This window comes from Aerococcus viridans (assembly GCF_002871935.1).
GTDB classification, from domain to species: domain Bacteria; phylum Bacillota; class Bacilli; order Lactobacillales; family Aerococcaceae; genus Aerococcus; species Aerococcus viridans_B.
Genome location: NZ_PNHQ01000004.1, coordinates 1 through 22,490, shown reverse-complemented (window position 1 = coordinate 22,490; position 22,490 = coordinate 1). Strand labels below are relative to the sequence as shown.

Sequence of the window (22,490 nt, the reverse complement as noted above, 5' to 3'; positions counted from 1 at the left end):
TCCTCTGATTACTATATACGCATAAATAAGGTTAATCTCGACAAACCAAAGCTCTTGTGACTGTATGTTTTACTAAGCATTTTAAAGAGATTTTTACGTATACGAAACCATATGAAAATATGTTTAAAAAAAAAAGACCTGGAACAGTGTCCAAGTCTTAACGTAAAAATATATAATGGTTTATGCATCCTCGATAGTTACTAAGAAATATTTTTTCTTACCACGACGGATAACAATATATTTACCTTCAATTGCGTCTGCAGATGAGATTTCGTAGTCAACGTCTTGTATACGTTGGCCGTTGACGTAAATGGCACCATTGTTAATGTCTTCACGTGATTGACGGCGTGAGCTTTCAATTTCAGCGTCTACTAGCCAAACTGCTAAGTTGTTCGCCTCTTTTGGCATGGTTGATCCTGGCATATTTTTAAAACCTTGCTCAATTTGTTTTGCAGATAAGTCAGCAATATTTCCTTGGAATAAAGCGTCAGTAATCGTTTGCGCATCTTGAAGACCAGCTTCACCATGAACAAAGGTTGTCATTTCTTCTGCTAGACGACGTTGTGCTTCGCGTTTTTCTGGTTCAGTGGCAACCTTTTCTTCTAAAGCATCGATTTCTTCTTTACTTAGGAAAGTGAAGTACTTCAAGTATTTCACTACATCTGCATCATTTTGGTTTAACCAGAATTGGTAGAACTCGTATGGTGAAGTTTTTTCTGGATCTAACCAAATTGCACCACCAGCTGTCTTACCAAATTTTGTACCATCAGATTTCAACATCAATGGGATTGTTAATCCAAAAGCCTTGGTATCTGCACCGGCTTCTTTACGGATTAATTCTAAACCTGAGGTAATATTCCCCCATTGATCTGCACCACCAATTTGTAAACGCACGTCTTCATTCTCAAATAAGTGTAAGTAGTCCATTGATTGTAAAATTTGGTATGAGAATTCTGTAAATGAAATCCCTGTTTCTAGACGCGATGCCACGATATCTTTTCTAATCATCGTATTCACATTGAAACGTTTCCCGATATTACGCAAGAAATCAAGCAAGGTCATGTTTTTTGTCCAGTCATAGTTATTTACCATACGGAAATCTGCATCTTTTTCTTTCAAGAACAAGTTTTCCATTTGACTAGCTAGTTTACGCGCATTATTTTCTACTTGTTCCATTGTTTGTAGGTTTCGCTCTTCTGATTTACCGGATGGGTCTCCAATTGAACCCGTAGCGCCACCGATTAAGATCACTGGACGATGACCTGCTAATTGGAATCGTTTCAGGACCATAAATGGAATTAAGTGACCGATATGTAAAGAGTCACCAGTTGGGTCTACCCCACAGTATAAGCTAATTTTATTGTCTTCAATATATGCTTTTAAACCTTCTTCATCCGTTTGTTGGTTGATAGCACCACGCCATTCTAATTCTTCAATAATGTTCATTTTTTCACTCCTATTACTATTTATTTAAATAAAAAAAGTCCCTGTCATAAGCACTTCCAATTGGAAAAGCCTAGACAGGGACGATCAATTACCGTGTTACCACCCAAATTGTTATAAACACCTGGTTTATAACCACTCATTGTGCGTTATCGGGCACTAGCCGGCGGAATCTTTATGACTATGTGTAATTCACCATCAATCCTTGACTAGTTTGCACCCTCCACTAGCTCGCTTATTACCAGATTAATTGCTACTCCACCAAGATATTGGTGCCATAGTGACTCCCTTGCACAAGATTATTTGCGTATAAAGCATTCGCTTCTCACTGAATTCTATCAAAGTCATCCAATAAGTCAAGCAGTATAACCCTCTTTTTTAAGGTAAAATTTACCACTCTTCATGATTCCAAGCCAAACCATCTAACTGACCCTGAGCTTGAAATAGGCGTTTATCCGTTTCCGCAATTTCAGCTTTGATTTTTTTTAACATAGCGATAGTGGTATAGTCTGTAGCTGTTTCAATTGCTTCATCAATGATTGCCTCTGTCCACTTCAAATTTTTTTCCATATCTTTACTTCGCTCCTTATTCAACGATGCCGCAACAAGCGCTATTTCTCTTTTAACGCCAGCTGGTTTTAGGTAAGTGAGCTTCAATGTCACTCAAATTATCCATTTCCTCCGCCCATTCTGCCGCAACTAATTTTAATTGTTCTTGTAAGGGTTGCTCAAATTCATTGGCAATCAATTCTAATTGGTGAATCAACCAAGCATTACGGTCTGCAAATTTAGCTTGTGTTGGTAGTTCTAAGTATTGTCTAAAGCGAACTAAATTATCTTGTTGAATATGTTCTGGTTGATAAGAGTGTTGGGCTAATACAAAGGGGGAAAGATATTTTAAACCTATGGCACGGGCAAATGATTGATAGGGTCGTAACAATTCCGAAATCGTTACATCTTCTCGGCCACCTGCTTGATATTGTCTCAAAGGCACTCCCACTGAAATGATCACACCAAATTCCTTGCCCTTTAAATCTTTACTATAGCTATCCATGAATGTTTTACTAAAAACTTCTTGAATAAAATCAGCAACTAATCCTGGTGCTTGATACCAAAATAAAGGAAACTGCAAAAACCATCTATCTGCTTCTAGGATAGCTTCTTGATAAGCCCTAACATCTTCTTCAATGAAGGGGCTTTTAATCTGGATAAAAGGAATCGTATCTGGTCTAGCTTCATATAGAAATTGATGGGAAGCTGATGTTTCCATTTCTGGATGACCGCCAAAAATTACACTTACCATTTACTCGCCAACTTTCTCTTAATTTTTAGTCTTCACATTATATGCCCATTCTACATAAGAAAAGCAGCCTAACCAAGTAGACTGCTTTCAAACATATATTTATAGTGAAACTGGTGAGTTTGGCCCAACTGGTAAACCAAGTAGGAACCATATAATCGCCATGATAATCCAAACGATACCAATTGCGATTGAGTAGGGTAATACGTTTGATATTAAACTACCTAGACCAGATCTTTTGTCGTATTTGTATAATACCGAGAGTACAACTGGTATATACGCTTGCATAGGCGTTAATGGATTACTAATACCATCACCAATACGGTAAATAACTTGCGTAAATGCAGGATGGTAACCTAATAGCATAAACATTGGTACAAAAATTGGTGCAAAAATGGCCCATTTTGCGGATGCTGAACCAATAAAGAAGTTTACAAACACGGATAATAAAATAAAACCAATGATCAAGACGATACCATTCGCATTTTCAAGTAATCCTGCCCCTGCAATAGCGATAACAGTTCCCATGTTAGACCATGAGAAGTATGCCATCATTTGACTTGAGAAGAAGATAATCACGATAAAACTGCCCATATCCGCCATGGAAGTAGATAATATCCGAGCTAAATCATGTGAATCTTTAACTTGACCAGTCATCTTCCCATAGACAAAACCTGGTACAAAGAACATGATTGTCATAATGACTGTGATACCGTTCATAAATGGTGAATCAGAAATCAATGAGCCAGTTTCAGGGTTGGCCAAGAATGAATTGGGCATCAAAGCTAGAACGGCAACAATAACGATGGTTATTAATAACGACCAGTTTGCATATTTTACTGCTTTCACTTCTTGATCAGATAATGAACCACCCTCGTGAACAGCAGGTAATTCTTCACCCGCAAATTCAGGTTGATATTCTCCCATTTGTGGTAATGAAATCTTTGTCAATACGAAGTAAATTACCGGTACTAATACGAATGTTGATACGAAGATGAAGTAGTAGTTCATCGCAACATTTAGTTCAATATCTGGTAAAATCGTTTGTGCTGCAGATTCTGTAAACGGGAATACCAAAGCATCCGACATACCTAACATGATATTTGCTGCAAAGGCTGCTAGTGAAGATACATATCCTAATACTGCACCAGCCATTGGATTTAAACCAATTTTCAAGAATGTTAAAGCCGCTAATGGTGGCAATACAATTGGACCAGCATCTCCAGCGATATTAGCAATTACACCTGCAAAAATAATAATCAGTAAAATATATTTCTTAGGTGCTTTTTCTACAACATTCGTTAAGACTGCTTCAAAGTAACCAGTCTTCTCTGCCATCCCTACCCCAAGCATAATGACTAATACAGCCGATAAAGCAGGGAAACCTGCAAAGTTCGCGCCAGCTTCTGCTATCATGCGGGCAAAGTATTCACCAGTTAGTAAATTATTAACAGCAACTACTGAATTGTCTACCGGATTTACAACCGACACGCCAAGCATACTCATCACCCACGATGCTAGGATGACTAGAATACTCAGATAAATAAAAATCATAATCGGTGAAGGCATCTTATTACCCACACGCTCAATACCATTTAGAATCCGAAGTAATCGCGATTCTTTTCCTTTTTCTTCCAACTTGTTTCATCTCTTTTCTTATTGTGATTTTTGCCTATTCTTGCACTATTCTTTTAGAATTATAATGATTTCATTAAATATGTGCAAGTATTTGTTAAATTTTGCCCTATTTCCCTTCGTATTTTGGAAGATAATCTCCATTTTTTCGTAAAAAAAGATCCATATTCATTCTATATGGATCAATTTGTTAGCTTTTTTAACGAGTTGCAACTGTTTCTGTAATTTTATTGATAGCTGTTTCACTTTTTTGGATGAAGTCTTTGCCTTTTTGGTCGAATGCTGTCTGCAAGCTTTCATCTTTCAATAAGAGGACATTTTCTTCGACATTTTCGTTAGCGGCTTGAATAGCTGTTTTTAACATAGCTGTGCCAACGGTCACATCCGCCATAACAGACTTACGACCTAAACTAGCCACTTGTGTCATAATTTCTAATGCTGCTGTTGCATGTTGCATGATTTCTAGAGGAACTTCTGTAGCAATTTTTAAACCTGCTTGAATAGCCCGAGTCCGTTCAACCTTTTCTTCCTCAGTGGCTTTTGAAAGTTTAAATGCACCAAAAAGCTGATTAGATGCCTCTTCGTCTCCTTGTACCAAAGTATATAACGCTTGCTGATGAATGGTCATCTGATCAACAAGGCTTGTTAGTAAATCAACATCCGCTCCTGTCTGCTTTTCAATAGTAATATTTAAAACCATATTCCCAAGTGCTGCGCCCATTGAACCAGCATAAGCTGCTGCTGATCCTCCACCAGGTGCTGATTGACTTGAGGCAAGTGCTTCAATATAAGTATACATTTCCATAAAATTTTCTCCTCTATTTTGAATACGCATTGAACGACTTTCTTCTATTATAGCCTAAAATAAGTTGAAAATTGATATCAAGATTATCGGAATAAACATAGATGGAGAAATATTCATGACTTTAATGTCGGTAATTTGTAGGAGGTTAAAGCCTAACCCCATAATGAGTAAGGATCCTACTGCACCAATTTCTGTAGTCACCATCTCCCCTAATAACGGTGCGATGGATGCAGATAATAGGGATAGTCCGGATTCATAAATCAATAATGGTATAGCCGCAAAAGCTGCACCGATCCCGAGTGTTGACGATATTACAAAGACGAATACGAAATCTAAAATCGACTTGGCATACATCGTGCTATGGTCTAGAAATAAGCCACTTTGTAAGGAGCCAATAATTGCCATAGCACCTACAACGACAAATAAGCTAGCTGATACAAAAGCTTCTTGAAAGGTAGATGCATCACTATTACTGGTAACCTTTTCTTGTAATTTTAAGGCGAGGTGATTAAATTTTCCGTCAAAATCAACTATTTCTCCTATTATAGTGCCTACAACTAATGACAGTACCATAACGATAAGATTTTCTGTTTCAAGTGCACCTTGAACGCCGATAAAAATAACGACCAAGGCAACAGCTGTCATTATCCCTTTTCTAGTATTGTCTTTTAACAAGTGACCAAATGTAGTACCAGCTCTGGCCCCAAATACAATACTGATTGCATTGACTATTGCCCCTAAAATAACCATATTCTTCATCCTCATTTTTTCTTTTTCCATGCATTTCATTATAGCAAATATGAGAATTTTATGTAGTTTATGTGAGATTTTTGTTAATTTCTATTTTTGTGTTATATTTTATAACACAAAACGTTAATTTCTGCTTGCAATCTATTAAAAATAGTTTCATAATACACAAGTAATTAAATTTAGGACGACAAAAAGGAGCAATTTTTTATGCCAACTTGGACAAGAGAAGCAATTTTTGAAGACGCAAAAGAAAAAAATGTACATTTTATTCGCTTAGCTTTTTCAGATGTTAACGGTATCTTAAAAAACGTTGAAATCCCCGTATCACAGCTAGATAAGGCTTTAGATAACGAAATGGCCTTTGATGGTTCTTCTATTGATGGTTTTGTCCGTATTGAAGAAGCTGATATGAAGCTATACCCAGATTTAAATACTTGGACGGTTTTCCCTTGGGGTTCTGATGATAGAAAAGTTGCCATCTTAATTTGTGATATTTACACAACTGAAGGTGAACCATTTGCAGCTGACCCTCGGGGTAATTTAAAACGAGTGGTGAAAAAATTAGATGACTTCGGATTCTCAGCTTTCAACTTAGGTCCTGAACCAGAGTTCTTCTTGTTCAAACTTGCTGAAGATGGCAACCCCACTACGCGCGTAAATGATGTTGGTGGTTACTTTGATGTGGCTCCCGTAGACTTAGGTGAAAACTGTCGTCGTGAAATCGTATTAGTCCTTGAAGACCTTGGCTTTGAGGTTGAAGCTTCTCACCATGAGGTTGCTATTGGCCAGCACGAAATTGATTTTAAATATACTGATGTTGTTGATGCTTGTGATAAAATTCAATTATTTAAATTGATCGTTAAAACTGTTGCGCGTAAATACAACTTACATGCTACCTTCATGCCAAAACCAATTTATGGTATTAACGGTTCGGGTATGCACTGTAACATGTCTTTATTTAAAGGAAATGAAAATGTATTCTTTGACGAAAATAGTGAAACACAATTATCTGAAACAGCTATGCAATTTATCGCTGGTATCCTAGAACATGCAAAAGCAATCACTGCTGTAGCTAACCCAATTGTGAACTCATACAAGCGTTTGGTTTCTGGCTATGAAGCGCCTGTAAATATTGCGTGGTCTACACGTAACCGTTCTCCACTTATCCGTATCCCATCAGCTCGAGGCAAATCAACGCGTGTTGAATTACGTTCAGTTGACCCTGCGGCTAACCCATATTTAGCTCTAGCAGCTATCTTAGGTGCCGGTCTTAAGGGTATCGAAGATGAAATGGTTGCACCAGCACCTATTTCTCGTAACGTTTACAAAATGACTGCTGATGAATTAGTAAATGGTGGTATTGATAAATTACCTAGCTCATTATCCCGCGCTTTAGACGAATTAGAATTAGATAGTATTGTACAAGATGCCCTAGGTACACATATTACAGCTAATTTCTTATCAAGCAAACGTATTGAATGCCAAGAATACTTACAACAAGTAACTGACTGGGAATTAAATACATACTTAGAGCAATACTAATCTAGATAATGAAACACACTTCAAAGAAATTTGAGGTGTGTTTTTCTCAACTCCATAAAAAAGCACATCAACTAATGTGGAGTCCTCAAAAGTTAGATTTTTGGTCTAACTTTTGGGGTCCCCTATAAAGTTCGTGTGCTTTTTTGCTTTATGTAATTTTCAGTAGTCTTCCATCTTATGAGCGAGTTGATGCTTTAGCATATACTCGGTCAAATGCGTTAGAAGTCTCCTGTCTGGACGCCCTGTCTCACATCCTGTTTAGTCGGGTTCGCGTCTCCAGAAAGGACTGCGTTTCAGATGAACTTGTAGCTGACTGCGTCATCTACTGCCTTCATCTTCCAACGGTTCCTTTCTTGGCGTCGACGCTCACACCCTGTTTAGTTGAGCTTGTCAGGGCAGACAGGTGTCCGCTTCAGAAATAGATTGTGTGATGTGCCATCACTACATCTATTTCTTCCATCGTCTCCTGTCTGAACGCCCTGTCTCACATCCTGTTTAGTCGGGTTTGCTCTACCAGCTCAAGTCCTCTTCAGAATAGTTTGCATCACACTTTGTGTGATACGACACTATTCTTCCAGATTCATTGAGCTAAGCGGTCTCGCTCACACCCTGTTTAGTTGGGTTCGCGTCTCCAGAAAGGACTGCGTTTCAGATGAATTTGTAGCTGACTTCGCCATCTACTGCCTTCATCTTCCATCGGTTCCTTTCTTGGCGTCGACGCTCACACCCTGTTTTAAAAGTCGTTCCAGTTTTTGTCGTCTGTATACTGGTCTTCTATGAAACGGTGTTTTCTTTTGAAGATGGATGGTTTTTCTTTTCGTGTAAAGTCTCGGTGACTTGGTCGGGTTGTTTTCACCTTGGTTTGATGATCAGCTGCTAACTCATCTGCTTCAACAATGACTTCTTTAGTGCGATATTGTCTAGCGCGTTTAAGGTTCGATACTTTTTCTGGATAGCCTTTTTCATCTAATGTTTCTTCATAGAAGTTGATCAAAGCGAGGCTGTGGTATGGTTTAACATAGAAATAAGCTAAGCCTAATGTGAATGGTATCAGTAAATACCAGCCGATAAACCGTAAGTTTAACCAGATAAACCGCCATTTTCGCCCTCTCATCATCCGGCGACTTTCAGTAATGGCTTCTCTAGCTGTCAAAATTGGGAAGTCGATAATGAGATAATCTGTCATTGCATAACCCACTCCTTTATAAATCGCTGGTAAGAAGAATAATAATGACCACATGAATATATAAAAACCACGAAGGATATGTGACCAAGTAAATTTTATTGCGTCCCGTATAATTGGTCCTACAATATCACGGTGAATGCGGACTGGTCGTTGATTATTTTTCACCATCAATGAACGGAGATATGCCATATCTGCCCCAGCCATAAAAATGATTGTTCCAAGCCAAATGAAGATACTAATTGGAAAAAGGACAAAAGATATTGCTGTTGGTATTGTACTCATTATCCAAACAATAGCCCAATAAATAATCGTAAAAATAACAAACCAACCTGTATGCTGGTTGAGCGTTTCTTTCGCCTGTTCTTTTAAATTTCTTCTCAACCATGGTCACCCCCTCTTTACTTCTACTTCATCTAATAACAATATATTATCAAAAATCTACTTTTCGTCATCCACCCTAGGACCTATTTCACACAAAAGAATAACCCTGAGCACAATTGTACTCAAGGTTGTCTATTTATCATTATAGCGTATAACGATTAGTCGCGAGAGCGACCTCCAAATAAAATCAATACACGTAATAGTGACAATGCACCTGCTATTGCAGAAGCTACATAGGTCATAGCAGCAGCTTTTAAAGTCTTACGCGCATATGGTAACTCACTTGCCGTTAATACATGACCTTCTTCCATGATTTGTAAAGCCCGTTTCGATGCATCAAACTCTACTGGTAACGTCACCAATTGGAATAGTAAGGTTAGTGAGAACAACATAATGCCAATATTAATAAGGGTTTGGTTAAAACCAGCAATTGCACCAAGAATTAAAATTGGCCAAGATAGTGTAGAACCAATATTCACTACGGGTACAATTTTTTGACGTAATGTCATCATAAAGTACCCTTTGGCATCTTGGACAGCATGGCCACATTCATGGGCTGCAACGCCAATCGCTGCGATAGATGTTGAGTTCGCTGTAGCATCCGAAAGACGTAATACCTTATTACTAGGATCATAATGGTCAGTTAAGTTACCGGAAATACGTTCAACACGTACGTTAGTAATCCCTGAATATTGTAGGATGTACTCGGCAACTTGAGTCCCTGTCATCCCTTTTTCAGTGGTGTATTTACTATATTTATTAAATGTGCGGTTGACGTTAGCACTTGCGATTGACGCAATCACAGCACCAATAATAATTAAGATATAAGTCCAGTCAAACATCATGGGGAAATACATCGAATCACTCCTTTTCTAATATTATAACAGCTTAGCCCACCTTAACCAATACAGATGCTAGGCTATGGATTCATTATTTGTTGATAGATGATATCGATAACTTCCTGACGCTCTGGTATGTTATTCAAATAAAATTCATGATGCATATAATCAAACTGATAGTAGTTACTCATATGATTATGTGCACGCAACCGGCGGTGTAGCCACTTACCATCACAAGCATGACTATCATCCGAACCATTAATAAAATCCACTATTGGCAACGATTCTATCGGCATCTTAGCATAATTTAAAGCGGGGTTTCTTTCCTGCCAAATTGTCTTTAAAGCATTTACCTTTGTAGCATCAAATTGTACATCATCTGGATGAATATGGACATCTTCAAAAGTAGTGTTTAACCAAGGAGATAATAACATAACCCGTTTTATCGGATACCCTATTTGATCCATTCGATCAGCAACTAACAATGCTGGTATTGCGCCTGTATCTGACGCTAAAAAGTAAACGTTTTGAAGGGACCGTCCCATTTTTTTAGCAAGCTCTTCTATTAAAGAAGTGATTCGTCCAGCTTCACTCGCTAAATCATAGTTGGCAAATGAACGGAGTAATGGAATAGATACATTGGCGTCATCTTGAAATTCTTGGTTTATTTTTTGGACAAAATACCACTCACGCTCCTGTAGTGTATGGATGCCACTACCGCCATGAAAATAAATTATCCAGGGTTGATTTTTGTCTTTATCACTAACTTGTGGGTCTGGGGCCGTATTTTGCGCAGTCATGTCAATCATAACCCCCTGTTGTCCACGATGAATCTTTGAAGAATGGTCTCGTGTGATGAAGAATAAGTTTTCGTGGTTGATACTTCGCTTAGCTAAGTCTGCTGTTGCTTGCTGTTTCCTATTTTTAGGAGTGAATCGCTCAGCTTCTCGCTTAATGCGCATACCATCTTGAATCACTTTACTTCGCACCGAACGTTCTTGACTCATAGCATGATAAATATAGCCTACACCTGTTGCAGCTGCTGCGAGGCCTAATCGCCAAAGTCGCTGCTGGTCTTTCTTGCTCATGGTCGTATACTCCCCCTTGATTATTTGTCCATAACATTTTCACTCTTTCTAACATTATATTATATCTAAACCTTACACTTAAAATAGGGACTAAAGTCTTAAATTATGAAAACTAAATTTTAGCAAGTATGTGAGTATATGCTAAAAATTAGATTAATTTCTTGAGAAATCTAGGCTAGTCTCGTATCATTAAAGATACGTTATACTTTATTAATTATTATTGGGATACTATATTCAGTGTCCATCAACCGTTAATATTTAAAAAAATAGAATAAGGAGATAGATAATGGTATTGAAGAAATTATCCATTCTTGCAATTGTTACTGTAAGTATTGGCGCTTTATCAGCTTGTACAGCTTCACCTGACCAAGTAGTTTCAAAATCTGCGACTGATGCACAATCTATGATGACTCAATTGTCAGCTATTCAAACACAAGAAGATGCATTACAAGAGGCTTTTGAGACAGATTTAGCTGCTGATGAAAGTTTAGCTAATTTAACTGATTCTGGAACTGGTGCTACTCGAGAAAACCTACAAACCCGACAAGATGATTTTGAAGAATTATCTTCAATTTTTGAAGATTTCCAAAAACAAGTTGAAAGTCTCAATGGATTTGATGAAACTGATTTTACTGGTGAAGAAGATTTCGCAAACTTCGACCAATCACGTCAATTAGCTTCAAATGTTAACAGTCAAATGAGTGCTTATATTGAACATTATCAAAAAGTTTTAGAACTAGAAGATAATTACTATAATTCTTTAGCGGCTGAAGATAGCGACTTAGATACTTTTTCTAAAGGTTTGGGTGAAATAAATAGCCAATTTGAACAATCTCAAGCTGTGTTGAGTGATATTTTGCCTGACTTAACAAGTTTAGCTGAGAAAACAAATCAAGCACAATAACATTTAATAGAACGGAGGCCAAAACCTTGAATGATCAACAATCAAATTCAAATAATCACTCAACTTTAGACCCGAAAAATGAAGGACCTAAATTCAATTGGAAACTAGTCTTAGGATTACTGACAGCCATTGTATTAGGTTTAGCCTTAATTTTTGGCATCAGAACTGAATGGTTTGGTTTAGCTGATGAAAATCAGCAAGCCCAAACTACAAGTAACGAAAGTACTGAAGAAAGTGCAACAAGTAGTGAGGACAATAATGCGCAAGATCAAAAAATTGCTACTGATAAGACTGCCCTATTAGACCAACCCAAAAACTTACCTTCAAAATTCAGCTATGATTCGGGTTATCATATCGCTTATCCAGAAGATGGGGTAAAAGGGATCTATCTATCAGCAGACGGTGCAACTAATCCAGAGTTACTCCAAGAAAATATCGCCTTAATTGATGAAACCAACTTAAATTCAGTCGTTTTAGATGTAAAGGATGATTATGGTAATATCACAATGGACTTACCTTCAGAAAGTGATGTCTTAAATAACAATGAGACAAATGCGATCGATAACGAGCGTATGATGCAAACTTTTGAAGATAAACAAATTTATCCAATTGCACGTATCACGACATTCAAAGACACAAACTTAGCGACCGCGGATTCCTCTCGTACCTTCCTCACAGAATCTGGTGAAGTTTGGACGAATGACGGTGGTGATGCCTTCTTAAATCCATACAATAAAGATAACTGGGCATACTTAGTTGAAGTAGCTAAATCAGCTGCACGTGCTGGATATAAAGATATCCAATTTGACTATGTTCGTTTTCCTGAAGGTTTTGAGACCTTTGGTGAAACATTGACTTATGACATGGGCGACTACGCTGAATATGGTAAAGCTTCAACTGAAGCACGTCAAATGGTCATTGCTGACTTCCTTGCGTATGCTCGCGAAGAGCTTAAACCATATGATGTGGATGTTTCTGCAGATATTTTTGGTTATGTTACTGATGTTGTCGCTACACCTGGTATCGGACAAAACTATAATATGATGGCAGAAAATGTCGATGTAATTTCATCAATGATTTACCCTTCTCACTGGGGACCAGGCTATTTTGGTTTAGATTATCCTGATTTATATCCGTATGAGGTCGTTCAAGCCTACATGGAAAAAGAAAATGCTTTAAACGCTGAACTAGATGATGCACCGGTTTCTAGACCATGGTTACAAGACTTCACCGCTTCTTATTTAGCGGATGGTACTTATACCGAGTACGGCACCGCTGAAGTACAAGAACAAATTGACGCCATAATTGAAAGTGGCACAAATGAATACTTGTTATGGGACGCCTCTAACGCCTATACAAGAGGTGTGGATTATAAATAGTCATTAAAAAATCGGCTCTTCGTCAAATCGGACTGATGAGAATAATTTCCAAGTAATCATTGATTGCTTGGTTTTTTTATTTATCATTCATTTCCATTATTCATTATATAAATATTTATCTCCATATCCAAGCAGCCCTTAGGCTGCTTGCGTAATAGGGAGCCCATTTAAATATAGTTTGTTCGTAAGTAATATCCTTGTTCTAAAGTTTTGAAAGTTCCGATATCCATAAGCAATACGTTTAAGCACCTTAATTTTATTGTTAAGACCTTCAATACGGCCATTCGTTAGATGTTTATATTTGAAGGTGTTACCAATAAAGCGCTGTAATTTAATAAATGTGCGTAATACTCGTTTAAGTCCATTAGGGATTATAGCTAGCTTAGTGTGTGCAAGCTGGGTTAGAAATGCTTCAGAATCATTCTCCTGAAGTGCTTCACGCAAGTTATGTACAATGTTATAGGTTGCTTTTAACATCGGATTCTTATCTAATAAATATTCGACAATACCACCGGTATTGGTGAGCCAATCAAAAAGCTTGAAGGATTGATAATGCCATGTATCTAGGTTTTCTCTAGGTGTCAAGAATAGTCGCCAGTAGCTTTTATATTTATTGTAAAGTCTATGATCGGAATTTCTAAATTCATTCATCACGGCTACACGTAATTTATTTAATTCTCGATTCAATGCTTGTACTAAGTGGAAACGATCAATAATAATTTTTGCATTAGGAAAAAGCTCCTGAACAATTTCCATATATGGCGTATACATATCCATCGTCACAGTTTTAACACGTTGTCTTGTCTTCAATGGATAAGCAAGGAAATAATCGCGTAGATGTACTTTTTTGCGATCACTTAATATATCTACGATCTGTGAGCTAGTGTTATCAATAAAAATAAAGCTCATGTTTCCTTCAGTATTCTTCACACCCTTGAATTCATCAAAAGCAATATGTTCAGGCAACGGATCAAATATGCTAGGTTTAAGATCGTCACCAACGCCGTCAATCACGCGCTGTACAGTATGATCAGAAATATTGCATGTTTCGGCCATATGTTTTAGCGTCAATGATTCTGTCGCTAAGTCCATAACCATGCGCTTTACGCGCTTCGAGATGAAGCAGTTTTCACCCACAACAGCTGATTTTGCTGTAAAATAACTCGCGCATTCTTTGCAGTAGTAACGTTGTTTTCGTAGTACTAGATAAGCAGGGAGGCCAGAAACTTTTGTTAACGTAATTCTTGAGGTCTTAGTCCCATTTTTAACGATGTTATGTCCTTCTTTTATACAGCCGCAGGCTGGACAGTACTGGGGATTTACCTCCAATTTAGCATGATAGAATAGCGATAACCTATTATTAAATTTCTTCTCTTCAACCACATTTTTAGTATCAAATATAATATTTTCATCTTTCAATTGTAGGGTAATATTGATAAAATTATTCATGCGAGGATCTCCTATCTATTAGTTGTCGTTAACTTAATGATAATGGAATCCTCGTTTTTTTGCGAAAAAAATTGGACCAATGACTTTTTTAGTCATCAGTCCTATATATTGTAGAGCCTTTTTTTAGGCATTATTTTTGATGTCAATTTCAGATTATGTTAACATGATATTATGTTTAATGTTTTCAAATGAATTCATTTATTTAACAGTTAAATATGCAACAAATTATACATTATAATAAAAAAGTTTTTTGTTGCATTTTTTGTTATTAATTATTTAAAAAGGAGGAATTATATGCAGTTATTGCTAGATAAGTTTAAGGAAGTAATATCTTCTGTTTTACCAATCGTTATCCTTGTATTCGCATTATCATTTACATTAGTCGATGTACCCGGAGATATGATGATTAGATTTGGTATCGGTTCAATTTTATTAATTATAGGTTTAACCGTATTTCTATTCGGGGTAGATATTGGTATGACACCAATTGGAAATTATTTGGGAGATTCAATTATTCGCTCCAATTCCCACTTAATTGTGTTGCTTTTATCTTTTTTTATTGGATTCTCTATTACCGTAGCCGAACCAGACCTATTAATTTTAGGCCAACAAATTTCTGATGCAACGGGTGGCATTTTAGGGTCACAAATGATTGTTGTCGTTGTATCAATAGGTGTGGGGGTTATGATTTCCTTAGGTGTTTACCGCGTAATGAAGAACGTTGCGTTAAAATGGTTCTTCTTAATCGTCTATGGCTTGATTGCTTTATTATCATTTTTTGCAGATTCAACATTCCTAGCTATGTCGTTTGATGCCTCAGGTGCAACAACAGGGGCTTTAACCACCCCATTTGTTTTAGCTCTTAGTACCAGTGTATCAGCTAAAAAAGGTGGTAAAGGAGCAGAAGATGATTCCTTTGGTCTAGTGGGTGCCATGTCAACCGGGCCAATTTTAGCGGTACTAATCATGTCATTAATACAAACATCCACATTCCAAAGTAATAATGAAGCTTACCAGTATACAGATGGTATCCTAAGTCCATTTATAGAAAATCTAGGGCATACACTTCAAGAATCAATTGTATCGTTAGTGCCTATTTTAATTTTATTCATCATTATGTTTTATTTCCACAGAAGGATAAATAAACATGGTCTTCGTCGTATTGCTATTGGGATAATATATGTATTGATTGGGTTGACTTTCTTCCTAATTGGAGTTAACCAAGGATTTATGGATATGGGACGTTACCTAGCTACTGAATTAGCAACAAATCATGAAGCTTTATTGCCGTGGTTAGGTTTGGTTATGGGACTGGTGGTTGTCCTAGCTGAGCCAGCCGTACATGTTCTTGGTGACCAAGTTGAAGATGTAACTGGTGGACATATCCCTAATAAGTTGTTATTATTTTCCTTATCGATTGGTGTAGGTTTAGCTGTTACAATGTCAATGGTTCGTATTATGGTCCCTGGCGTTGAATTATGGCACTTCTTATTACCAGGATTTGGCTTATCTATACTATTAAGCTTCTATGTACCTAACCTATTCACAGGTATCGCCTTTGATGCTGGTGGGGTCGCATCTGGTCCAATGACGGCAACTTTCATTTTAGCCTTTGCTCAAGGAGTGGCCGCTACGTTACCACAAGCAGATGTCTTAATAGATGGATTTGGTATCATTGCGATGGTAGCAATGACACCAGTGTTAATGGTTCAGATTCTAGGATTAATTTACAAACTACGTGTTAAAGATAAAAAAACAGTGAATGAGGGGGTTAATTGATGACTGTAGAATCAGTGGCATTTTTTGCAATTGTCAACCATGGTATTGGACAGAAGGTACTAAAAATCGCTAAACAACATGGTACTGGTGGCGGAACATTGGTCTTATGTGAGGGCACCATTCCAAATAAATTTCTTAATTTAATGGGTTTGGATGAATCAAAGAAAGAGATGATGATTACATTAGCCCCTAAGGAATACGAAAAAATAATTCATGAAAAGATTACTGAGAAAATGAAATTAGATAAAAAAGGTTTGGGTATCTTGTTTTCTGCTGATACTTCAAGCGTGTACGGTAGTCATGTGTTTAATCGAGCATTTGAAAAAGAAGGTGGAAATATGGGTGAATATCAATTATTAGTAACAATCGTTGACCGCGATTCAGGAGACGATGTCGTAGTGGCAGCTCGTAATGAAGGCGCTAAAGGTGCGACAATTCTTCATGGTAGAGGGACAGGTACCACTGAGATTTCTAAACTTTTCAACATTGAAATTCAACCTGAAAAAGAAATCGTCCTTTTAGTTGTTGAGTCTGAAAAGGTTAAACCTGTTTCTGAAAATATACATGCTGCGATGGGATTAGATAAACCAGGTAGTGGGGTTATCTTTTCAATTCCAGTAAATCAAGTAACAGGTTTAGTGCAAAATCTGTAAAAATCGCACAGTAGCAACAATTATTGCTTATCAAATTTGTATATGCTATACTGTTTAAGTAGAAAGAAGACAGTGATGGAGTGAGCGGCGACGCTCACTTTTTTCATGGTAGTAAGTTAAAATCAGAAAAGCGAGGGGAAATATGGCTAAAGTAACTGACCAAATGCAAGAAATTGTTCAACCAATTATTGAAGACTTAGGCTTTATATTGTTTGATATCGAATTTGTTAAAGAAGGAAAATCTTGGTTCCTAAGAATTTACGTGGATAAACCAGGTGGTGGTATTGCAATAGAGGATTGTGTCACAGTTAGTGAACATATTTCTGAAGCGATTGATCAATTAGAGAATGACCCAATCCCGCAAGCTTATTACCTTGAAGTATCTTCTCCAGGTGCAGAACGCCCATTGAAGAATAAAGCTGATGTTGAAGCAGCGATTGGTGAATGGGTATTCTTGTCATTCTATCAAGCCATTGATGGACAAAAAAATATTCAAGGCCGTCTACTATCTGTTTCAGATAATGCATATGAGATTGAAACTAAAGATAAAACACGTAAAGTGGTAGTAACAGTAGATAAAACAAATGTATCCTTAATCAGATTGGCCATTGAATTTTAAAATTAATCATTTTTGAAAGAGGGAATTTAGATGAGTAAAGAGATGTTAAGAGCCTTCGAAGCGCTTGAGGATGAAAAAGGCATTTCAAAAGAAGTTATTCTGGACGCTTTAGAGGCTGCTTTAGTTTCAGCTTATAAACGCAACTATCAACAAGCACAAAACGTTGAAGTAAACTTCGATGCAAAAAAAGGTGACATTAAAGTATTCGCAGTGAAAGAAGTCGTAGATTTAGTGATGGACTCACAACTTGAAGTATCTTTACAAGATGCTCATGACTTAAACAAAGCCTATGAAATTGGTGACAAGATCAAATTTGAAGTAACACCAAAAGATTTTGGTCGTATTGCTGCGCAAACTGCAAAACAAGTCATTATGCAACGTGTTCGTGAAGCTGAACGTTCGATCATCTATAATGAATATATTGATTATGAAGATGACATTTTAACTGGTATAGTTGAACGTCAAGACCGCCGTTATGTATATGTAAGCTTAGGAAAGATTGAAGCAGTTATCTCACCGGAAGGTCAAATTCCCAATGAAACTTTCCAACCACATGAACGTGTACAGGTTTATGTTGAACGTGTAGAAAACACAACTAAAGGACCTCAAGTATATGTCTCTCGTAGCCATCCAAGCCTTCTAAAACGATTATTTGAACAAGAGGTACCAGAAATTTTCGATGGCACAGTTGAAATTAAAGCTATCGCACGTGAAGCTGGTGACCGTTCTAAAGTAGCAGTCGTTTCAAATGATACAAATATTGATGCCGTTGGTACCTGCGTGGGTCCACGTGGTTCTCGTGTACAACGAATTGTGGATGAGCTAAAAGGTGAAAACATGGATATTGTTCAATGGTCTGATGACATGGCGACATTTATTTCAAATGCCTTGAACCCAGCGGATGTATTATCTGTACACTTTGTACCAGGTGAAACATCTTGTGTGGTAGTAGTACCAGAAAACCACTTATCACTAGCAATTGGCAAACGTGGTCAAAATGCGCGTCTAGCTGCTAAATTAACGAATCACAAAATTGATATCAAATCAGAAGCTGACTTCGCTGCTTATGTACAAACAGAGGAATATGCAGAACGTTTTGCTGAAAAAGAATTAGTAGATGAAGATGTAGAACCAATCTTAGCCGAAGATATCGAATCTATAGAAGAATATGATACAGTAACAGAAGGCACTGAACCAATGGATGAAGCAGATTTGATAATTGCAGCCGATGTGAATGAGGGCAATGTTGACGCTGAGACTTTTGAAAGTCAAGTTGATGATGTTGAATTAAATAATGATGGTTTAATCGGGGAAGAAGATATAGATCAACAAGAACGTTTAAACGAAGAAGGCTAAGATTAGGTGGGATCAAACATGAAACAGCGGAAAGTTCCTATGCGAAAATGTGTTGTGACGAATGAAAGTTTTCCTAAAAAAGAATTAATTAGAATTGTTCGTAATCCTGAAGGTATCGTTGAAATTGATCCAACAGGAAAGAAAAATGGGCGTGGTGCTTATGTATCACTAGATCCTGAAGTTGTGCAAAAGGCTTGGGATAAACATTTGTTAGATAGACACTTAAATGTCACCATTTCGGATGACTTTTATAGTGAATTGAAAGCTTATGTTGCACATCAAAAAGCCAGAAAAGAGCTTTTTGAAAATGAACAATAATAAGTTAAAACTATTAGGATTAGCTCAGACAGCAAGTAAACTTGTTTCAGGTACAGAAACTGTTATGAAAACAATTCAACAAGGAACAGCTATACTAGTTGTCTTTGCATCCGATGTTAGCGAGCAAACTAAGAAGAGCATAGAGAACAAATGTGCTTTTTATGAAGTGGAATGTATTCAAATGTTTACAACAGAAGAAATTTCCAGTGCGCTTGGTAAAAAGAGGTCAATGATTGCTTTCTTGGACCAAGGATTTGTAAAGAGCTTTAAAAAATAAATTAGAATTTTACGTATATTTTTACATCAAATAGGAGAGTAAAAAGTATGAGAGATTAGTAGAATAAGGAAGGTGATGACATGTCAAAAAAACGTGTCTACGAAGTTGCTAAGGAAATTGGCGTATCAAGTAAAGAGTTATTGAAAGCTGCAGAAAGTGCAGGTTTTGAATATTCAAGCCATATGGCATCAATGACTGAAGACGAAGTGAATAAGCTGAAAAGTAGCTTTGCAAATAAATCAGCAGCAAAAGATGAACATAAAAATCAACCATTTAAAAAAGCTGCAGAAAAGCCTGTTGCTAAAGGTACTGATAAAGCAAATGCTAACCAAAAACAGCAGCAAAACAAGTCACAAAATCGCAACAACCCAGCAAAAGAGAATAAAAATATGAATAATCAAAAAAATAATTCTAAAAATAACAAGAATAATAAAAACGGCGGATTTAAAGGAAAAGGCAAGAAAGGGAAGAAAGGTCGTTTTAACAATGACCAAAATCGTCCTCAAGGTAACCCGGTACCACAAAGAAAAAATAAGCCACTACCAGAAAAAGTGGAATATTCTGAAGGTATGACTGTTGCAGATATTGCTAAAAAGATTCACCGTGAGCCAGCTGAGATTATCAAAAAACTATTCTTGATGGGTGTACCAGCTACACAAAACCAAGCGTTGGATAAAGATGCGATTGAATTGATTCTAGACGAGTATGGTGTGGTAGCTGAAGAGAAAGTAATCGTTGATCAAGCAGATTTCGATCATTACTTTGAAGATGCTAAGAATGCAGACGAAGAAGAATTGGAAACTCGTCCTGCAGTTGTTACAATCATGGGGCACGTCGACCATGGTAAAACAACTTTACTTGATTACTTACGTAACGCTCAAGTTGTTGATGGTGAAGCAGGTGGTATTACTCAACATATTGGTGCCTACCAAGTACGTGAAAACGATCGTTTAATCACTTTCCTAGATACACCAGGACATGCAGCATTTACGACAATGCGTGCACGTGGTGCTGATGTAACAGATATCGTTATACTAGTTGTCGCTGCTGATGATGGTGTTATGCCACAAACCGTTGAAGCGATTAACCATGCAAAAGCAGCTGGTGTGCCTATCATCGTTGCAGTAAACAAGATTGATAAACCTACAGCTAATCCTAATCGCGTAATGCAAGAACTAACTGAATATGGTCTAGTTTCTGAAGAATGGGGTGGGGACACAATCTTTGTGAACATCTCTGCTAAATTTGGACAAAATGTAAGTGACTTATTAGAAATGGTCTTATTAGTTGCTGATGTTGAAGAATATAAAGCCGCACCTAATCGTTTAGCTTTAGGTTCTGTGATTGAAGCCCGTCTTGACTCGTCTAAAGGGGCTATTGCAACCCTATTAGTCCAAGAAGGTACGCTACGAGTTGGAGATCCAATCGTTGTTGGAGATACCCATGGACGTGTACGTGTAATGACTAATGATACTGGTCGTCGTATTAAACAAGCGGGGCCATCTACACCAGTAGAAATCACTGGTTTGCAAGAATCACCACAAGCTGGTGACCGATTTGTAGCATTTGATGATGAAAAAACTGCCCGTGCAGTTGGTGAAGAACGTGCTAGTCGTGCATTACAACAACGCCGTCAAGCCAACCAAGCCGTAACGCTTGATAACTTATTCGAAACGCTACAAGAAGGTGAATTGAAGTCTGTAAATGTTATCATTAAAGGTGATGTGCAAGGGTCTGTTGAAGCATTGGCTGGAAGCTTGAAAAAAATTGAAGTTGAAGGTGTTAAAGTAAATATTGTTCACCAAGCAGTTGGTGCTATTAACGAGAGTGATGTTACTTTAGGTCAAGCGTCACAAGCTTTAATCATTGGTTTCAACGTGCGTCCTACACCGCTAGCTAAAGCACAAGCAGATGCAGATGAAGTAGAATTGCGTCTATATAATATTATTTACGATGCGATTAATGATGTAGAATCAGCTATGACTGGTATGTTAGACCCAGAATTTACGGAAGAAGTAACGGGTACAGTACAAGTTCGTGAAACATACAATGTTTCTAAAGTGGGGACAATCGTTGGTGGTTACGTATTAGATGGTACTATTTACCGTAATTCAAAAGTACGTGTTATTCGTGATTCAATTGTCATCTATGATGGTCAATTAGCTTCATTGCGTCGTTTTAAAGATGATGTAAAAGAAGTAACTCGTGGTTTCGAATTAGGTCTTACAATTGAAAACTACAACGATATTAAAGTTGACGATGAGATTGAAGCATATCGCATGGTTGAAGTTAAAAAATAAATGAGGTGAAGCACAATGGCAAAATTTAGAGCTGAACGTGTAAGTCAAGAAATACTTCGTGAAGTTAATGACATCTTGAGAAAGACTGTCAAAGACCCTCGTGTTGAAGGTATTACAATTACTGATGTAGAAGTTACAGGTGACTTACAGCAAGCAACTATTTTCTACACTACATTGAGTGAATTAGCCAGTGAACGTGACAAAGCCCAAAAAGGTTTAGAAAAATCTAGCGGATTAATCCGATCAGAAATTGGTAAACGCCTAAATATTTATAAAACACCAGAAATATTCTTTGAGCGTGACCGTTCAATCGAATATGGTAATCATATTGATCAATTGCTAGCACAATTGAACCAAACAGATAATTTAAGTGGTTCTGTGTCAAATAGTGTTGGTGACCAAAAATAAATAATCACAGTTATTTTTTTAATTAAGTTTTTAATAAAGGAGGGGTCATGTTTATTTACAAGATAAGCATGGCCCTTTT

The 22,490-nt window shown here is 37.2% G+C and carries 21 protein-coding genes; 11 read left to right on the top strand and 10 right to left on the bottom strand.

Annotation, left to right across the window (positions count from 1 at the left end; translation table 11 throughout):
- Positions 1–180: 180 nt before the first annotated feature.
- From tyrS to CJ191_RS02310, 6 genes are all read right to left on the bottom strand, one after another.
- On the bottom strand, positions 181–1,446 hold the full coding sequence (gene tyrS / locus CJ191_RS02335; protein WP_102198874.1) for a tyrosine--tRNA ligase: 1,266 nt from the start codon (positions 1,444–1,446) through the stop codon (positions 181–183).
- Positions 1,447–1,833: 387 nt separating this feature from the next.
- Complete coding sequence (locus CJ191_RS02330) at positions 1,834–2,013, bottom strand: hypothetical protein (protein WP_102198873.1); 180 nt, start codon at positions 2,011–2,013, stop codon at positions 1,834–1,836.
- Between the two features lie 52 nt (positions 2,014–2,065).
- Positions 2,066–2,746, bottom strand: coding sequence for an NAD(P)H-dependent oxidoreductase (locus CJ191_RS02325; RefSeq protein WP_102198872.1), 681 nt, complete (start codon positions 2,744–2,746; stop codon positions 2,066–2,068).
- 99 nt (positions 2,747–2,845) lie between these two features.
- The gene (locus CJ191_RS02320) at positions 2,846–4,381 is read right to left on the bottom strand and encodes an AbgT family transporter (RefSeq protein ID WP_102198871.1); all 1,536 of its coding nucleotides are present in this window, start codon (positions 4,379–4,381) and stop codon (positions 2,846–2,848) included.
- A 196-nt stretch (positions 4,382–4,577) separates the two neighbouring features.
- Positions 4,578–5,183, bottom strand: coding sequence for a cyclodeaminase/cyclohydrolase family protein (locus CJ191_RS02315; protein WP_102198870.1), 606 nt, complete (start codon positions 5,181–5,183; stop codon positions 4,578–4,580).
- A 54-nt stretch (positions 5,184–5,237) separates the two neighbouring features.
- Positions 5,238–5,933: a DUF554 domain-containing protein gene (locus CJ191_RS02310; RefSeq protein ID WP_102198869.1), complete on the bottom strand. Its 696-nt coding sequence runs from the start codon at positions 5,931–5,933 to the stop codon at positions 5,238–5,240.
- Positions 5,934–6,140: 207 nt separating this feature from the next.
- Between CJ191_RS02310 and glnA the strand changes: the two genes are divergently transcribed.
- A complete protein-coding gene (glnA, locus tag CJ191_RS02305) occupies positions 6,141–7,475 on the top strand; it encodes a type I glutamate--ammonia ligase (protein ID WP_102198868.1) in 1,335 nt (444 codons plus the stop codon).
- A gap of 733 nt (positions 7,476–8,208) precedes the next feature.
- On the opposite strand, the gene CJ191_RS02300 is transcribed toward glnA, so the two are convergent.
- From CJ191_RS02300 to CJ191_RS02290, 3 genes are all read right to left on the bottom strand, one after another.
- Positions 8,209–9,042 (bottom strand): DUF975 family protein, encoded by an 834-nt coding sequence (locus CJ191_RS02300; protein WP_102198867.1) that lies wholly within the window; start codon positions 9,040–9,042, stop codon positions 8,209–8,211.
- A gap of 158 nt (positions 9,043–9,200) precedes the next feature.
- Positions 9,201–9,899, bottom strand: coding sequence for a zinc metallopeptidase (locus CJ191_RS02295; protein ID WP_102198866.1), 699 nt, complete (start codon positions 9,897–9,899; stop codon positions 9,201–9,203).
- 62 nt (positions 9,900–9,961) lie between these two features.
- Complete coding sequence (locus CJ191_RS02290) at positions 9,962–10,969, bottom strand: alpha/beta hydrolase (protein WP_102198865.1); 1,008 nt, start codon at positions 10,967–10,969, stop codon at positions 9,962–9,964.
- Positions 10,970–11,255: 286 nt separating this feature from the next.
- Here CJ191_RS02290 and CJ191_RS02285 point away from each other — a divergent pair, with 286 nt between their 5' ends.
- Both CJ191_RS02285 and CJ191_RS02280 read left to right on the top strand, forming a co-directional pair.
- A complete protein-coding gene (locus CJ191_RS02285; protein ID WP_102198864.1) occupies positions 11,256–11,873 on the top strand; it encodes a YkyA family protein in 618 nt (205 codons plus the stop codon).
- A 26-nt stretch (positions 11,874–11,899) separates the two neighbouring features.
- Positions 11,900–13,252 (top strand): putative glycoside hydrolase, encoded by a 1,353-nt coding sequence (locus tag CJ191_RS02280; RefSeq protein WP_102198863.1) that lies wholly within the window; start codon positions 11,900–11,902, stop codon positions 13,250–13,252.
- A gap of 138 nt (positions 13,253–13,390) precedes the next feature.
- On the opposite strand, the gene CJ191_RS02275 is transcribed toward CJ191_RS02280, so the two are convergent.
- Complete coding sequence (locus CJ191_RS02275; protein WP_102198862.1) at positions 13,391–14,701, bottom strand: ISL3 family transposase; 1,311 nt, start codon at positions 14,699–14,701, stop codon at positions 13,391–13,393.
- 294 nt (positions 14,702–14,995) lie between these two features.
- On the opposite strand from CJ191_RS02275, the gene CJ191_RS02270 reads away from it, so the two are divergent.
- From CJ191_RS02270 to rbfA, 8 genes are all read left to right on the top strand, one after another.
- Positions 14,996–16,480 carry a DUF1538 domain-containing protein gene (locus tag CJ191_RS02270; RefSeq protein WP_102198861.1) on the top strand — a complete coding sequence of 495 codons (1,485 nt, stop codon included), beginning with the start codon at positions 14,996–14,998 and terminating at the stop codon, positions 16,478–16,480.
- A complete protein-coding gene (locus CJ191_RS02265) occupies positions 16,480–17,133 on the top strand; it encodes a P-II family nitrogen regulator (protein ID WP_102198860.1) in 654 nt (217 codons plus the stop codon). The genes CJ191_RS02270 and CJ191_RS02265 overlap by 1 nt, the downstream gene beginning before the upstream one ends.
- Positions 17,134–17,275: 142 nt before the next feature.
- On the top strand, positions 17,276–17,752 hold the full coding sequence (gene rimP, locus CJ191_RS02260) for a ribosome maturation factor RimP (protein WP_102198859.1): 477 nt from the start codon (positions 17,276–17,278) through the stop codon (positions 17,750–17,752).
- A gap of 30 nt (positions 17,753–17,782) precedes the next feature.
- The gene (gene nusA, locus CJ191_RS02255; protein ID WP_070468976.1) at positions 17,783–19,108 is read left to right on the top strand and encodes a transcription termination factor NusA; all 1,326 of its coding nucleotides are present in this window, start codon (positions 17,783–17,785) and stop codon (positions 19,106–19,108) included.
- Between the two features lie 18 nt (positions 19,109–19,126).
- Complete coding sequence (rnpM, locus tag CJ191_RS02250; RefSeq protein WP_070468977.1) at positions 19,127–19,426, top strand: RNase P modulator RnpM; 300 nt, start codon at positions 19,127–19,129, stop codon at positions 19,424–19,426.
- Entirely contained in the window at positions 19,416–19,703 is a 288-nt protein-coding gene (locus CJ191_RS02245; RefSeq protein WP_070468979.1) for a L7Ae/L30e/S12e/Gadd45 family ribosomal protein, read from the top strand. The genes rnpM and CJ191_RS02245 overlap by 11 nt, the downstream gene beginning before the upstream one ends.
- A gap of 80 nt (positions 19,704–19,783) precedes the next feature.
- Positions 19,784–22,003 carry a translation initiation factor IF-2 gene (gene infB, locus CJ191_RS02240; protein ID WP_102198858.1) on the top strand — a complete coding sequence of 740 codons (2,220 nt, stop codon included), beginning with the start codon at positions 19,784–19,786 and terminating at the stop codon, positions 22,001–22,003.
- A gap of 15 nt (positions 22,004–22,018) precedes the next feature.
- Positions 22,019–22,411, top strand: coding sequence for a 30S ribosome-binding factor RbfA (rbfA, locus tag CJ191_RS02235; RefSeq protein ID WP_102198857.1), 393 nt, complete (start codon positions 22,019–22,021; stop codon positions 22,409–22,411).
- Positions 22,412–22,490 lie beyond the last annotated feature (79 nt).